Origin of the sequence: Maribacter chungangensis (assembly GCF_042676845.1) — a bacterium.
Taxonomy (GTDB): Bacteria; Bacteroidota; Bacteroidia; order Flavobacteriales; family Flavobacteriaceae; genus Maribacter; species Maribacter chungangensis.
The window spans coordinates 640,882-656,211 of record NZ_JBHTHY010000003.1 but is presented as its reverse complement, the minus strand read 5'-3'; the positions used below and the strand labels follow the sequence as shown (position 1 = coordinate 656,211).

General features: G+C 42.5%; 13 protein-coding genes. 4 read left to right on the top strand and 9 right to left on the bottom strand.

Features of this window, described 5'->3' with window-relative positions:
- Positions 1-19 precede the first annotated feature (19 nt).
- The 7 genes from ACFQZJ_RS02785 to ACFQZJ_RS02755 all read right to left on the bottom strand — a co-directional run bounded on the left by ACFQZJ_RS02785 (position 20) and on the right by ACFQZJ_RS02755 (position 7,217).
- A complete protein-coding gene (locus ACFQZJ_RS02785; RefSeq protein ID WP_379932132.1) occupies positions 20-292 on the bottom strand; it encodes a hypothetical protein in 273 nt (90 codons plus the stop codon).
- Positions 293-349: 57 nt separating this feature from the next.
- Positions 350-1,540 (bottom strand): radical SAM family heme chaperone HemW, encoded by a 1,191-nt coding sequence (hemW, locus tag ACFQZJ_RS02780; RefSeq protein WP_379932130.1) that lies wholly within the window; start codon positions 1,538-1,540, stop codon positions 350-352.
- Positions 1,541-1,546: 6 nt separating this feature from the next.
- Positions 1,547-2,149, bottom strand: coding sequence for a crossover junction endodeoxyribonuclease RuvC (gene ruvC / locus ACFQZJ_RS02775; RefSeq protein WP_379932129.1), 603 nt, complete (start codon positions 2,147-2,149; stop codon positions 1,547-1,549).
- A 6-nt stretch (positions 2,150-2,155) separates the two neighbouring features.
- The gene (locus ACFQZJ_RS02770) at positions 2,156-2,632 is read right to left on the bottom strand and encodes a hypothetical protein (RefSeq protein ID WP_379932128.1); all 477 of its coding nucleotides are present in this window, start codon (positions 2,630-2,632) and stop codon (positions 2,156-2,158) included.
- A 32-nt stretch (positions 2,633-2,664) separates the two neighbouring features.
- Positions 2,665-3,813, bottom strand: a complete 1,149-nt coding sequence (locus ACFQZJ_RS02765; RefSeq protein WP_379932127.1) for a tetratricopeptide repeat protein — start codon at positions 3,811-3,813, stop codon at positions 2,665-2,667.
- Entirely contained in the window at positions 3,810-6,725 is a 2,916-nt protein-coding gene (locus tag ACFQZJ_RS02760; protein ID WP_379932125.1) for a TonB family protein, read from the bottom strand. The genes ACFQZJ_RS02765 and ACFQZJ_RS02760 overlap by 4 nt, the downstream gene beginning before the upstream one ends.
- Before the next feature lie 129 nt (positions 6,726-6,854).
- On the bottom strand, positions 6,855-7,217 hold the full coding sequence (locus tag ACFQZJ_RS02755; RefSeq protein ID WP_379932124.1) for a BlaI/MecI/CopY family transcriptional regulator: 363 nt from the start codon (positions 7,215-7,217) through the stop codon (positions 6,855-6,857).
- A gap of 282 nt (positions 7,218-7,499) precedes the next feature.
- On the opposite strand from ACFQZJ_RS02755, the gene ACFQZJ_RS02750 reads away from it, so the two are divergent.
- Positions 7,500-8,015, top strand: coding sequence for a DUF456 domain-containing protein (locus tag ACFQZJ_RS02750; protein WP_379932122.1), 516 nt, complete (start codon positions 7,500-7,502; stop codon positions 8,013-8,015).
- Here ACFQZJ_RS02750 and ACFQZJ_RS02745 read toward each other — a convergent pair.
- Entirely contained in the window at positions 8,012-8,566 is a 555-nt protein-coding gene (locus ACFQZJ_RS02745) for a nitroreductase family protein (RefSeq protein WP_379932121.1), read from the bottom strand. The two genes, ACFQZJ_RS02750 and ACFQZJ_RS02745, sit on opposite strands and share 4 nt — an antisense overlap.
- Positions 8,563-9,477 (bottom strand): LysR family transcriptional regulator, encoded by a 915-nt coding sequence (locus ACFQZJ_RS02740; RefSeq protein ID WP_379932119.1) that lies wholly within the window; start codon positions 9,475-9,477, stop codon positions 8,563-8,565. The genes ACFQZJ_RS02745 and ACFQZJ_RS02740 overlap by 4 nt, the downstream gene beginning before the upstream one ends.
- Positions 9,478-9,556: 79 nt before the next feature.
- On the opposite strand from ACFQZJ_RS02740, the gene hutH reads away from it, so the two are divergent.
- From hutH to ACFQZJ_RS02725, 3 genes are all read left to right on the top strand, one after another.
- Positions 9,557-11,137, top strand: a complete 1,581-nt coding sequence (gene hutH / locus ACFQZJ_RS02735; RefSeq protein WP_379932118.1) for a histidine ammonia-lyase — start codon at positions 9,557-9,559, stop codon at positions 11,135-11,137.
- Between the two features lie 176 nt (positions 11,138-11,313).
- Positions 11,314-12,561, top strand: a complete 1,248-nt coding sequence (gene hutI, locus ACFQZJ_RS02730) for an imidazolonepropionase (RefSeq protein ID WP_379932116.1) — start codon at positions 11,314-11,316, stop codon at positions 12,559-12,561.
- A 64-nt stretch (positions 12,562-12,625) separates the two neighbouring features.
- The gene (locus ACFQZJ_RS02725) at positions 12,626-14,626 is read left to right on the top strand and encodes a urocanate hydratase (protein ID WP_379932114.1); all 2,001 of its coding nucleotides are present in this window, start codon (positions 12,626-12,628) and stop codon (positions 14,624-14,626) included.
- The last annotated feature ends 704 nt before the right edge of the window (positions 14,627-15,330 follow it).

Below are 15,330 nucleotides of genomic sequence, written 5' to 3'. Positions count from 1 at the left end.
ATACAAAAAGACCTTGATTTCATTTGATATAGAAATCATCGTCAATTTTAAATACCATAAATGTATAGCTTAGCAGGGCACCCCTCCGTCTTCCTGCCATCCCGATAGCTATCGGGAGGTCGGAATCCACCTCCCCTTGAAAAAGGGGAGATGCTATCGTCATAGGCACCGCCAAAGGGTTTGATACTCCGATGCTTGCCCCGAAATTCAAAATCAGTTTCTTATTGATGCCTCGTGGGCTTGCCCCTAGGTAGTTTACTTTCAAATACCATATCAATGAGTACTTATTCATCGTTCTTTCCATCAACTTAGAATACGCAACAACGCAACCTAGTAATTTTGGAGGTATTCACTTCATTTTTACAATGAACAGATCGGCCGCTATCCCATCGGCCAGAAACTTTCCTTTATTCGTTGCCAAAAGCAAGTCTCCATCCGTAAACAACAGGTGCTCGTTGATGTATTTATCGGCCTGTAGGATTAGGTACTCCTTGTATTTGATGCCAAACTCCCGCGCTACCCTATCCAACGAAACGCCCCAAACGGTGCGCAATCCGGTCATCACATACTCGTTGTATTTATCGGTCGTGGACAATACCTCTACCTCCATGGGCAGTTCCCCGTTGTTCAATGCCCTTATGTACTTTGGATTGTTATTGATGTTCCACCCACGTCTTTGTCCGTCAAAAGAATGTGCGGACGGACCAATACCAATGTACTTTTTCTGTTGCCAATAGGCTGAATTATTTTTGGAGAAGTAACCCGGTTTCCCAAAACTTGAAATCTCATAACACGCGTACCCGGCCCTAGTTAGCGTTTCATTTAAAATATCGAAATGCGCTTGTGCCACCTCATCCGGAGCAGGTTTAACCAAACCCTTTTTTACAAAATCGTAAAGCGCCGTTTTAGGCTCTACGGTAAGCACGTAGCTGGAAATATGCGGAATATTAAAGGACAATGCCTTTTCTATATTGGCCTTCCATCGCTCGGCACTCATGTTGGGCATACCGTAAATTAAGTCGATGGAAATGTTATCGAAGTGGCGTGTTGCCAGGGATAACGACGCAATGGCCTCATTCGCAGAATGCGCGCGGTTCATCAACTTTAGATCTTCATCAAAAAAAGATTGTATTCCAATGCTCAACCGATTGACCGGACTTTTGGCAAGCTCCAAAATCTTCTTTGGCGTAAGGTCATCCGGATTGGCCTCCAAGGTAATTTCTGGATGTTCCGCTATGTAGTAATTTGTATACACGGTAGCTATAAGTTGCGCTATCTCCTCCGTATCCAAAACCGAAGGCGTTCCGCCACCAAAATAAATGGTCTCTACCATAATACCGGCAAATTCATCTTTCCGAAGCTCCAGTTCTTTACATAAAGCCAATACCATCGCTTCCTTCTTTCCCATAGTGGTAGAAAAGTGAAAATCGCAATAGTGGCACGCCTGTTTGCAGAACGGTATGTGGATGTAGATGCCAGCCCCCTCCGCCCCCAAAGGGGGAACTTTTACTGCGGTGTTCAAACCTTTTAATTCTGTCAAAACAGTCTATTTTTTATTTTTCCGAAGGTTAACCTGTAAAGAGTTCTTAACTCCCCCTTTGGGGGTTGGGGGGCTGTTCTGCTTTACAAAAGAACCCCACCCAGAATAGCTCTTGCCTACCTCTACGCGTCCTTCGTTATAAAAGTGACACACCGCGGCTGCGAGTCCGTCCGTGGCATCCAGGTTTTTGGGCAGTGTTTTTAGGCCAAGTACGCTTTGCAGCATTTTAGCGACCTGTTCCTTACTGGCGTTTCCGTTTCCGGTGATCGCCATTTTTATTTTTTTGGGCAGGTATTCCGTTATGGGAATTTGTCGGGAGAGTCCGGCTGCCATCGCAACGCCTTGGGCACGACCCAGCTTGAGCATGGATTGTACATTCTTCCCAAAGAACGGTGCTTCTATAGCAATTTCATCCGGGTGATAGGTGTCTATGAGTTCTATGGTACGTTCAAAAATGAGCTTAAGTTTAGTGTAGGGGTCGCTATATTTTTGAAGCAAGAGTTCGTTCATTTGAATAAACTCCATCTTTTTACCCACTACCTTGATGAGCCCAAAGCCCATAATGGTAGTTCCCGGGTCTATGCCTAGTATTATTTTTTCGTTTGCCAACCTTTTCTACTTGGTGTTTAACTGAATGGGAATCCTAAATTTGGTACTCACCGGAATACCTCTTTTGAGTGCCGGTGTAATTTCCGGAACCGTTTTTAAACTTTGCGTTACAATACCATCAAATTCCGGCATTTGCTTTAGAATGTATCGGTCTTTTTCTATCTCCAAAATGTCTATTTCCCCATCTGCATCGATTACAAAGATAACGGCTACGGTAGGGTTATCCTCGGAATCTACAATAAATTCAAATTCGTTCAGGGTTTCCTCAAAATGTGCGGTTATCCGTTGCTCAAAACATTGCCGCTGTTGTTCTTTTGTGGCGGTTTCATCACAATCCAAAAAAAGGGGATAGGTGTCTATGGAGTTCCAGTCGATTTCCCGAAGTTCGGAGTCGATCAATTCCTGTGTTCTTTTTTCCTTTGATTCAAAGAAATGACAAGAAAACAGACTTAAAGAAACCAAAACGATACAAAGACGCTTCATTATGCCTAATCTATGGCGAAAATTACGAATTTTTAATCAGTCGGCTCCTTGGCGTAATGTATTTGTTCCTTGAGTTCGGAAATCCGTTTTTTGGCCGTCCCGGAAAAGAAAGGCACCTCGGCACCAAAGCGTTTCACATACCGCTCGTAGTACTCTAATTTTATAACGGGATCTTTGTAAAATCGGTCAATTAATGTACATAATCTAAAATACAGCATCCCGTCGTTGGGGTCTTCGGCTACCGCCAGTTGTAAATACTCCAAGGCCATTTTTAAATCCTCCTTTTCCCTTGCCAAGCCCGAGAGTGCCATAAAACCCTTGGCCAAGACAGGCCTTTGGATGTCCATTCCCTTTTTTACAAGTATGGTGGCCGAATCCAATTGTTTGTTCTTACGATAGGTTTCCGCCAAGGCATAATAATAGTCCGAATGGGTATCGTTAAATTTCAATAGCTCCCTATACGCCGACTTAGCCTTTTCAAATTCCCATTCCTTATAATAGCTATGGGCTAATTTTTCATACACATATTCCTTCTGTTCGCCCAAGGCCAACACCTTTTCCAACCACGGGATAGCATCTGCATACCGCCCATCATTATACAAGACCAAGGCCTTTAGGTTTACCATGGCCACATCGTTTTCGTAAAAACGCAGGCCTTGATCTATGTAATGAAGTGCCTGGTTCTTTTCTCTTTTGACGGTAAAATATTTACCCAATTGAAACAGACTTCTAAGATGGGTGCTGTCCTTTGCTACGGCATTTTTATAGGAAACCAGACTACTACCAGCTTGCTCTAAGTTGCGATACGCTTCGCCCAGATAGTAATGGTATTCGGGATTATCCCCGGCAGTGGATACCAAGAATTGAAAGCTTTTACGCGCTTCATCGTACGCCTTGGATTTTAAAAACAACTTCCCCAGTTCAAAATGTGCGAGTTGTTGCTTGGCATCTCCTTCCAACACCGCCTGATACTGTGCAATTGCCTTATCCATATTGCCAATGGCACTGTAAGCGCGTGCTATTTGTATGCCAGCACGTAACGTTCCAAGTGTTGCGTAGGCATTGATCGCCTTGGTATAATTTCCGGTGGCGTATAGGCTGTCTGCTTCGATGATTGATACCGACTGACCTCGGCCCAGCAAGGTGAAAAATAATAGTCCTAGGGCACTATACTTTATCAATCTTTCTTTTTTAAAGTGATTTCTACGACACCGTTCTTACCTTTTTCTCCATATTTATCTTCTGCGGCCTTGCCTTTGAGGACATTTACGGATGCTATGAAATCTGGATTGATGGTTTCAATGTATTTTTTAGTTGTTTCAACACCATCAAGGAAGTAGATTGGATTTTCATCTTTATCCTTAGTCAACCCTGTTTTATCCTTAGTTACTACTTCAACGACTCCATTTTTTGCTCTTTCACCATATTTTTCAATAGCGGCATCGCCTTTAATAACGTTTATAAATTTAATGTTATTTGGGTTAGACTTTTCGAAGTCTATAAAATCCTTTTTAGTGTATTCGTTTCCATCGACCATAAAAAGGGGGGTATCATCCCCTATACGCTCTTCTTTCTTATTTGTTGTATCCAATTTCCAATTAGCGGTTTCATCAGCATTATAGTCCAAACGAAAAGAAATTGGAATGGAATAAGGAACATTTACCTCTTTCCCATCTTTTTTACCGGGAACCATGTTTGGCAATAAATCCATGATTCGTTTGGCTTCATTTTCCAATAGCACATCTGGCCCTCGCATTCTCAAATTCTTGATTACGCCATCCTTACCAATAGTAAGCAATATGTTCACTCGCCCTTGTAGACCCTTTTCCTGTGCTTCTTTTGGATATCGGAAATTTTTGGCGATGTGTTTTTGCATCATTTCGTTAAAACATTTTCTTTTGTCCGTTGCTCCCTCGCAACCTGGAAAGATGGGGACTTCCTCTATCGCGGAAAAAGGAACGTCCATAGCTTCTTTCTCTATTTTGGCTTGTTGCGCAAGCTCCTCAGAAGCCCTTATAGAACGTTTCAATGACTGAATTTGATTATCCAAATTTTGTATGATCGGGTTTTCTGCATCGGCACTTTTAAGTAATCGCTTGCGTTCCATTAGCAAGGCATTGTACATAACAGTCATATTATTTGTTGTATCCGAGTCCATATCCAACTTAAACGTTATGGGAATAGAATAAGGAACATTTACCTCTTTCCCATCTTTTTTACCGGGAACCATGTTTGGCAATAAATCCATGATTCGTTTGGCTTCATTTTCCAATAGCACATCTGGCCCTCGCATTCTCAAATTTTTGATTACGCCATCCTTACCAATAGTAAGCAATACGTTCACTCGCCCTTGTAGACCCTTTTCCTGTGCTTCTTTTGGATATCGGAAATTTTTGGCGATGTGTTTTTGCATCATTTCGTTAAAACATTTTCTTTTGTCCGTTGCTCCCTCACAACCTGGGAAGATGGGGACTTCCTCTATCACGGAAAAAGGAACGTCCATAGCCTCATTATAGTTTTGAGGCACTACCTCTTTTGTAGGTGTATTTGAGTTGAGCTTAAAAGAGATAGGAATGGAAAAAGCCACTTGCACTTTCTCCCCTTTGTGTTCTCCGGGTTGCATTTTAGGCAAACGTGAGATGATGCGCTTTGCCTCATTTTTCAACAAGGAATCTGGCCCACGAAATCTTGCTTTTGTTACAGCACCGGTTTCATCGATAACAAACATCGTATTAACCTGGCCTTGGATACCCTTTTCCTGTGCTTCTTTTGGGTAATTGAAATGTTTACGTATGTGATTCCTCATACTTTCAAAAAAACACCCTCGTTTATCCGCATCGTTTTCGCAGCCGGGGAATACGGGAACTTTTTCTACTTCTGCGAAGGGGATTATCGCTACATCTGTATTATTTACTTTTTTATTCCCATCGCTTTGAATTATTCTTCGTGACAAAGAAATAATATCATCCTTAAAAAGTTCAAAGTCATCATCCAAGATTTTAGACTCTATTTGCATTTTAGCTTGTATTATCGCTCCGTCCGGCCCGGAAATACCAGATCCTTTATTTGCTCTTGAAAATGTAACTGTAGAATATGTATCCTTGACAACCATTGACCAATCTTGTGATTGTAAAGACAAGTCTATTAATTGAGTAAATAGCTGATTTGTTTTCTTTAAGCTAAGCTGTTCCAAATTTGAAACCGTAAAACTTTTATGGAGGTTTTCTTTGGCTTGAGAAACCATTCCGCAAGAATTATAAACCAACATTCCTACCAACAACGGTAATATCAACAAATACTTTAACTGAAAGACTTTCTTCGATTTTGATTTTTGTAACATGACGATTCGTTTTTTGATTAATGATTTTTTATAAAATTGATTGACGAAAGAGATATTCTGGGTCTGAAATATTTGCGATAACAACAAGTCATAATGCGCCTTGCGCTCCTTTTTAGGTACTTGGGCGTCGGCAATAAATTCGTGCAGTTCCGCGATCCTGTTTTGATACACATACACCAGCGGGTTGAACCAGCCCACAATGCGCATGAATTCAAAAATCAAAAGATCTAGCGTATGCCGCTGTTCTATATGTACGAGTTCGTGTTTGATAATACTACTATGTTCGCGTTCCAGTATTTTATCCCCCAAAAATATCGACCTGAAAAATGAAAACGCCATCTCGCTATTGGCAATGACAATACGGGTGAAGTTCGGAAAACGCTCCAAATTGCCGTTCCTGCTCAGTCTATATAATTGAACTAGTTTATACGCAAAATATACGGCCGCCACTAACATGCCACCATACAAAATTCCTTCCTGCCACGAGATTTGAAACCCGGGACTTGCTTGTCCCACAGCGGCAACCCCAACATTGTCCATGTTCCAAAGAAATTCCGGATAAACGGCATACTGTTCGGGAACCGTTGTTTTTAAGGCCTCTATTTTTATCCAGGGCAAGACCAAGGACAATAGGTATGTCCCTATCAAATACACCCGGTTCCATTGGAAAAAAGTTTCCTTTTTTAGAAAGAAGTCGTAGATGACCAAAAAGGCCAATTGAAAGGCGATGCATTCTAGGATATACTGTATCATAATTTAAATCTTAGATATGAGATGTTAGACTTGAGACCGTCTCGCCTTTGGCGGACTGCAAGAAAAAAGAAGCGAGACCAACAACACTATTTGTCATGTTTCTTGATTCTAATCTATTGGCCCTACTATTTATTTCGCTTCCTTATCTATTTCCTTTAAGATGGATTCCAGTTCCGTAAGGCTCATATCGTTCTTTTTCATGAAAAATGATACCATACTCTTAAAGGAGCCTTGAAAATAACCGTCCACTAATTTATTGATGCTTTGGTTGCTATAATCGGCCTTTTGCACCAAGGGGAAATACAAATATCCCCTTCCCGCTTTTTCATGGCTTACAAAGCCCTTGTCCTCCAAAATCCGGACGATGGTAGACACGGTATTATAGGCCGGTTTGGGTTCCGGAAGTTGGTCTATTACCGCTGCGACATTACATTTTTCCAGTTGCCACAATACCTGCATCACCTCTTCTTCTGCCTTTGTTAGTTGTTTCATTTAACTAAATTGTTAGTTTATCTCAACAACAAATATAACTAATTATTTAGTTTAAACTAATATTTTAGTTAAAAAATGAATATTCGGTCAGAAATAGCCCTTAAAGGTTACTATTCGCGATAGATGTAACCTTTTGAGAATTTAGAAATCATGTCTTTTTAAGGACGGTCTTACCTCAAAAAAACTTGGACGAGAGACTTTTCAGGTTTAAAAAACTGAAAGGTCCGTGGCGTCAAGGGTGTAACAAAATAGCATTATATTAGTCCAATAATAAAAGACTACATGGATATTGCTTTGTTGATTATTGGCTTCCTCTTTATGCTTATTGGCATTTTAGGTAGTTTTTTGCCCGTATTGCCCGGGCCGCCTATCAGCTGGATAGGACTTTTACTTCTTTACCTTACCAAAGCGGTACCAGACAATTGGTGGCTTTTAGGTATTACCCTCGTCATAGCCCTTGTTGTTTTTGCATTGGATTATGTGATACCTGCCATGGGAACCAAAAAATTCGGTGGTACCAAAGCGGGAATGATAGGTACCACCATAGGCCTGTTGGTCGCGCTATTCTTACCCATTCTTGGTCCTTTTGGCATCATCATCTGGCCGTTCGTGGGCGCACTTGTGGGGGAATTATTGAACAAGGCCGATAAAAAAACGGCCACAAAGGCCGCTTTCGGTTCTTTTCTTGGATTTTTAACCGGTACGTTTCTAAAATTTATGGTGACCATCGTTTTTCTTGGACTATATATTACAACGGCATGGGAATACAAAGCGGCTCTTTTCCCTTATTTTGATTAGTCCATCCATATTGTCTTTTCCGCTATTGGTTTTCGTACCTGCTCCGAGAGTTCGCCCTCGTAATAGCCCATATAAAAAAATCCTAAACACTTCTCCCCTTCGTTCATGGGTAAAAATTCGTCCATATAGGAAATAAGCGCGGGTGAACTCCAATAACAACCAATATCCATGGCCGTGCAGGCGAGCCACATATTCTGGACCGCCATGGCCGTAGCGGCTATCTCCTCCCACTCCGGAACCGATTCCATAGGGTCTCGCTGCATGCAGATGGCAATAATTGCTCCGGCCTTTTTGGGATTTTCAATTAACTTCTTGGCCTTTATCTGTTTTGGGTTTGGCGTAACATCGATATAGGTGTTGGACAAAAACTCGCCTAGTTCCGCTAATTTCTCACCTTGTAGCACCTTAAAACGCCAAGGTTCGGTCTTTCTATGGGTGGGCGCCCAATTGGCGGCTTCCAATACTTTTTCAATAACCGATTTTGCAATGGGCCTGTCTATATACTGTGCTGGAAAAACAGAACGACGGTTCTTTATTACATCAAAAATCATAACACATTCCTTTTTTTGTTTGAAGATCTTGTTAAAAGTAAATCCATACAATTTTTTAACACAGGATTAGCGTTTTCCTTCTTCCAGATAACAGATAGCAAGGCACGTTGTTTCACATCCTTTAGTTCAATAAACTTTACCCGCATTTGAAACCCTGCCTGTAAGGCCGTGGGTACGATAGCAATGCCGAGCTTGTTTTCTACCAACTTAAAAATGGTGTGCGCATGAACGGATTTATGAGACACCCTTGGCTTAAAACCGGCATCGGCACAAATTCCCATAATCGTATCGTAGTAATACGGACTGTAATCCTGACTGAACAATATAAAGTTGTCCTCGGCAAAACGGGCCATACCTGTGTACTCTCTTGTAAGCATCGGATAGGTTTCCGGTAACACTAACGAGAAAGTATCTTCAAATACCGTTTGCATATTCAAATCGGCCGGAACGCGATCTAACCGAACAAAACCTATATCCAGTTCGTTGTTCAAGATAGCATCTACCTGTTCTAAATTGGAACGCTCCTCCAGTGAAGTTTTTATTTTCGGATACTTATCCTTGACAGCTACCAACAAGTCCGGAATTATATTCTGCATGGCGGAACCCAAAAATCCGATACGCAATTCTCCGGTATCCCCATCTCCTATCAATTGCAACTCCCGTTGTGTTTCTTTCAATTGCTTAAAAATATCGGCCGCCCTTTGCTTTAAATAATGACCTGCCGGAGTCAATTCTACCTTTTTATTGTTCCTTAAAAAAAGCTTCGCCTGCAACAATTCCTCCATCTGTTTAATTTGCCTACTTAAACCAGGCTGGGAAATAAAGAGTTTTTCCGCGGCTTTCCTAAAATGTAGCTCTTCGGCCACTGCCAAGAAATATGTGAGATGTCGCAATTCTATTTGAGTACTCATAGTTATTGATTATACACCAAAATGGTATTGGTAGGTATCAAACTTAAATATTATCTTTCAGAAACTAAAATAAGTTCAAATGAAAGCCGTGTCAAAAACGTTCAATTTAGGAGAGGATTGGCTTACCGCAGGTACTGCCCTACAAATAGCAGAGGGCAGTACCACAATTTCATTGTCTAGACCTACGCGAGAAAACGTAATAAAGAGTTGGGACATTGTAAAGCGTATTGTGGAGAAGGGGCATCCCGTTTACGGGATCAATACGGGATTTGGCCCGCTTTGTACGACCAAAATTTCAAAATCGGAAACCAATATCCTTCAAACGAACATTCTAAAGAGCCATAGTGTAGGCGTAGGGAAACCCATATCAAAAACCATTGCCAAACTCATGCTGATATTAAAAGCACATTCCTTGGCAAAAGGCTGTTCCGGTATAGCCGAAGCTACCTTGGACCGCATTATTTGGCATATAGACAACGATGCCATTCCAGTGGTTCCCTCCCAAGGTTCGGTAGGTGCATCGGGAGATTTGGCGCCTCTTTCACATTTATTTCTACCGCTCATAGGACTGGGCAAAGTGCTATATAAGAACGAAACCATAACCACGGCCCAACTGTTTGAACGCACCGGACTTTCTGCCCTGGACCTTGGCCCTAAAGAAGGCTTGGCCCTTATAAACGGAACACAGTTCATAGCCGCACACGCGGTAAAAGTGGTAGAGAAACTACATTCCGTACTATCACAGGCAGATATCATTGGCGCTATGATGATCGAGGGATTACAAGGATCTATAAAACCATTTCATAAAAAACTACATGAATTAAGACCTTTTAAAGGAAACATCCATGTGGCCAAACGTGTAAAAAATTTGTTGAAAGGGTCGGAAATTATGGAAGACCATATTGATTGCGAACGGGTACAGGACCCTTACTCCTTGCGCTGTATTCCGCAAGTACATGGTGCATCGCGTAATGCCTGGCTTCATTTAAAGGAACTCTTGGAAGTGGAGCTGAACGCCGTAACGGACAATCCGGTAATCATAGATGAAGAACTCACCATTAGTGGGGGCAACTTTCACGGACAGCCCTTGGCCATGGCCTTGGACTATGCCTGCCTTGCAGCTTCGGAAATTGGTAATATTTCAGATCGCCGCATCTATTTGGCCCTGGAAGGCAATAGTCCCGGTGTACCTAAATTATTAATGAAGGATACGGGCATCAATTCCGGCTACATGATTCTCCAATATACAACAGCGGCCTTGGCCAGTGAGAACAAAGGACTTTGTTTTCCATCTAGTGCGGATAGCATACCTACCTCACTTGGACAAGAAGACCATGTTAGTATGGGTTCTATAGGTGGGCGTAAAGCGGTACAGGTAATCGGCAATGTTGAAAAAATATTGGCTATTGAACTATTGACCGCGGCTCAGGCCTTTGAATATAGAAAACCGATGAAATCCGGTGTGTTTTTAGAGGAGATTCACAAGGAAATCAGAAAAAAGGTATCCTTTGCCGATAAGGATCGGGTTTTTGCCGATGATATTGAAAAAGGAATCGAACTTATAAAGGACAAAACCATCATTAAACTGATCAAACGTATCAGCGAGAAAGAAGGCATATCCTTACGGACGAAGTTCTCAGAAGAATTTGAAACCTATTAACCCAATCCAAATACCTGCTAGATTTTAAAGGATAGCAAAACAAAATGATCATCATGTTTTGAACGATACGCACAACGAACCGCCAAGTTCAAACGCTACATGATTCAGAAAATAGCTTTGTATACCAAAAAAAAGTGCTTCGACTACGCTCGGCATCACATAAAGACAACTAAATAATGGAGAACGTAACACTCATTGGCCCATTTAAACAACTTGTCCCCCTCACCGGACTGCCATTAAAGGGCGCACTAAACGATGTTCAACTTGAAGTTTTGGAAGACGCAGGCATGCTCATTCAAGGCGAGCTCATCAAAGAAATCGGGGATTTCCAAGAACTGAAATTAAAATATAAGGATGCAGAAATTCAGGAACTTAAAGGGGACCATACCTGCCTCCCTGGTTTTATAGATGCCCATACCCATATTTGTTTTGGAGGTTCGCGCGCCAATGATTACGCCATGCGAAATGCAGGGAAAACCTATTTGGAAATTGCCATGGCCGGCGGTGGTATATGGGATACCGTAACACAAACCAGAAAAGCCAGTAAGGACTCGCTAATAAAGGGTACCGTAAAACGTGCCAACCGACATCTAAAAAACGGGGTTACCACCCTAGAAGTAAAAAGTGGTTATGGCCTATCTGTTGATGAAGAACTAAAGATGCTGTACGCCATCAAAGAAGCGGACGCCGTCTCTAATGCAGACCTCATCGCTACTTGCCTGGCGGCGCACATGCTCCCAAAAGATTATAGCGGAAGTGAAGAAGCCTATTTAGAGGAAATCGGCACTGCCCTTTTTCCAAAATTAAAGTCGGAAAACCTCACCAACCGTATCGATGCCTTTATAGAGGAAAGTGCCTTCTCCGCCACGCAGATAGCGCCCTATTTTAAAAAAGCGCAAGCCATGGGTTTTGATATTACCGTACATGCAGATCAGTTTTCCACCAGTGGCAGCAAGGTCGCGGTGGAATTTAATGCCCTTAGTGCGGACCATCTGGAGGTAAGTACCGATGTAGAAATAGCCCTATTGGCCAAAAGCGATGTCATTGCTACGGCCTTGCCTGGAGCCTCCATTGGTTTAGGTTGTGCCTTTACACCTGCCCGCAAGGTATTGGATGCCGGTGGTGCCCTGGCGATTGCAAGCGACCACAACCCCGGTTCCGCACCTATGGGAGATTTACTTACCCAAGCCGCCATTCTAGGTACGTTTGAAAAGCTATCGAATGCCGAAGTCTTGGCAGGCATCACCTTTAGGGCCGCCGCCGCATTAAAACTGACCGATAGGGGAACCTTAGCGGCAGGCATGCTGGCCGACTTTAGCCTTTTCCACACCAATAATTATCAAGAAATCCTTTACAACCAAGGGAATTTAAAGCCTTGCGTTGTTTTTAAACGCGGTGCAAAGGTGTTTGACAAACATAAATAGTCCGCTCCACTAAATAGACTCTTTTACCGATTACTTTTCACGATATACTAATTACTTTATCAGCATGAACTTCAGAGAACAAATACTACAAGGAATACCATCAGAATTACCCCTAAAAAAAGAGCGCTCTAAAACGCTAAGTCACGCCCCTAAACGAAAAGAAATTTTATCGCTGGAAGAAAAAAAACTGGCCATACGAAATGCCCTTCGGTATTTCCCAAAAACATGGCATTCGGAGCTGTCCAAAGAATTTGCACAAGAACTAAAGGACTTTGGCAGAATTTACATGTACCGTTTTATGCCGGAGTACGATATGTTGGCACGCCCCATACAGGACTATCCGGCGAATACGCCACAAGCAGCGGGCATTATGCTCATGATTCAAAATAATTTGGATCCCGCGGTAGCACAACATCCACAAGAACTCATTACCTACGGTGGTAATGGCGGTGTATTCCAAAACTGGGCGCAGTACTTGCTTACCATGCAGTATTTGGCAACGATGACAGAAGCGCAAACCCTTCATATCTATTCCGGTCATCCCATGGGACTGTTCCCTTCCTCCGAAGAAGCGCCAAGGGTAGTGGTGACCAACGGCATGATGATTCCCAACTATTCAAAACCGGACGATTGGGAAAAATTTAATGCGCTGGGCGTTACCCAATACGGACAAATGACGGCGGGTTCCTATATGTATATTGGTCCGCAAGGTATTGTTCATGGCACGGCGATAACGGTTATGAACGCGTTCAGAAAAGTATTGAAGGCCGATGAAACTCCTGCCGGCAAAATCTTTTTAACAGCCGGTCTTGGAGGCATGAGCGGTGCACAACCAAAGGCAGGAAACATTGCAGGTTGTATTACGATATGTGCAGAAGTGAATCCGGCCGCAGCTGTAAAGCGACATGAGCAAGGCTGGGTAGACGAACTTATATCCGATATGGATACGCTGGTGGAACGTACGAAGAAAGCAATTCAGGACAAAGAGGTCGTTTCCTTGGCATTTATAGGCAATGTAGTAGCCGTCTGGGAACGTTTTGATTCAGAGAACATTTTCATACATCTAGGCTCCGATCAAACCTCGCTGCACAATCCATGGGCAGGTGGTTACTATCCGGTTGGGCTATCTTTTGAAGAATCCAACGAAATGATGAGTGCAAATCCTGAAGGTTTTAAGAACAAGGTACAGGACAGCCTACGTAGACATGCGGCCAGTGTAAACGCCCACACGGCCAAAGGCACCTATTTCTTTGATTATGGTAATGCCTTTTTATTAGAAGCTTCTCGCGCCGGTGCGGAGGTCATGGCGGAGAACCAAATCGATTTTAAGTACCCTAGTTATGTTCAGGATATCCTGGGGCCTATGTGCTTCGATTATGGTTTTGGCCCTTTCCGTTGGGTCTGTTCGTCCGGCACTCCGGTAGACCTGCAAAAAACGGATGCCATTGCCCTAAAAGTAATGCAAGCCATAAAAGCAGAAGCCCCAATAGAAATTCAGCAGCAGATGCAGGACAACATCAAATGGATACAAGAAGCGGAAGAGAACAAATTGGTCGTAGGTTCCCAAGCACGGATTTTATATGCCGATGCAGAAGGCCGTGCCAAAATTGCGGAGGGCTTTAACCAAGCGATCGCCTCCGGTGAGCTTTCAGCTCCCGTGATTTTAGGTCGCGACCATCATGACGTAAGCGGCACGGATTCCCCGTTCAGGGAAACCAGCAATATTTATGACGGCAGTAAATTTACGGCAGACATGGCCATACACAACGTAATCGGCGATAGCTTCCGTGGAGCTACTTGGGTCTCTATACACAATGGCGGTGGCGTGGGCTGGGGCGAAGTAATGAACGGCGGATTTGGCATGCTATTGGATGGCTCGCTAGAAGCGAGCAGAAAACTGAAAAACATGCTATTTTACGATGTCAACAACGGTATCTCCAGACGGAGCTGGGCGCGCAATAAAGAGGCTATTTTTGCCATTGAAAGAGAAATGGAACGTACACCCGAGTTAAAGGTTACCGTACCTAATTTAGTGGAAAATGACCTACTGGATACCTTGTTTTAACCCAAATTATGTATTGAAACTTCGTTATGAATCTTCGAGATACAATGAATACTACTGGGGTTGCATCGATTTTTAGCATAGCACCGCTATGGCAAGCGCAACGGTAGTGTTCGCAGCAGCTCGGGGCTGTAATCGTTTTTCTAATGTGTATGTTAGGTTAAAGCGCATGGACAACATACGCAGTAGCTTGCTTGAACGGGTTGTTTTTTATTGCCTTGGAATGAAGGTTTCATGTTCTATTGGTTAGTAAATAGCCGCCTATCTAAAATCAAATTAACAACACAAATATCAGGCTGAGGGCAGTCGAAATCCAATTTTAGCCTTCCAAGGTTCACCCCAAAACTTCGGTAGCGCTCAAACTGACATGAATACAAACTTTACCATTTCATTGTCAATTAGATAATCCACCTATCCTTAGTTTTACCAAATCATTGAATACGACAAGCAAAACCAATTCAAATGGGCAAGCTTGTACATAGATGTATTCGCTTGGTAAAAGACTATACATAGGAACAAATTGATTTAAATCAAACATCAATTATAGCTGACTACTATTTTAATAGTGGTTTATTGGCAATTAACATATCATGATCAAAAACAGGAATTTCTTATTTACTTGATTTTTATTCTATTGTTTTTAAGTACTTTAGTCACTTGCAATTTGAACATGGACATACTACCAAGTTTTATTTCTTTGGTATGGA

Excerpts from the sequence above, each read along its gene's own strand:
- ACFQZJ_RS02785 (WP_379932132.1), bottom strand. The coding sequence starts at position 292 with ATGAATAAGTACTCATTGATATGGTATTTGAAAGTAAACTACCTAGGG.
- hutH (WP_379932118.1), top strand. The coding sequence starts at position 9,557 with ATGAAAGCCGTGTCAAAAACGTTCAATTTAGGAGAGGATTGGCTTACC.
- ACFQZJ_RS02750 (WP_379932122.1), top strand. The coding sequence starts at position 7,500 with ATGGATATTGCTTTGTTGATTATTGGCTTCCTCTTTATGCTTATTGGC.
- ACFQZJ_RS02725 (WP_379932114.1), top strand. The coding sequence starts at position 12,626 with ATGAACTTCAGAGAACAAATACTACAAGGAATACCATCAGAATTACCC.
- ACFQZJ_RS02770 (WP_379932128.1), bottom strand. The coding sequence starts at position 2,632 with ATGAAGCGTCTTTGTATCGTTTTGGTTTCTTTAAGTCTGTTTTCTTGT.
- hutI (WP_379932116.1), top strand. The coding sequence starts at position 11,314 with ATGGAGAACGTAACACTCATTGGCCCATTTAAACAACTTGTCCCCCTC.
- ACFQZJ_RS02740 (WP_379932119.1), bottom strand. The coding sequence starts at position 9,477 with ATGAGTACTCAAATAGAATTGCGACATCTCACATATTTCTTGGCAGTG.
- ACFQZJ_RS02760 (WP_379932125.1), bottom strand. The coding sequence starts at position 6,725 with ATGATACAGTATATCCTAGAATGCATCGCCTTTCAATTGGCCTTTTTG.
- ACFQZJ_RS02745 (WP_379932121.1), bottom strand. The coding sequence starts at position 8,566 with ATGATTTTTGATGTAATAAAGAACCGTCGTTCTGTTTTTCCAGCACAG.
- ACFQZJ_RS02755 (WP_379932124.1), bottom strand. The coding sequence starts at position 7,217 with ATGAAACAACTAACAAAGGCAGAAGAAGAGGTGATGCAGGTATTGTGG.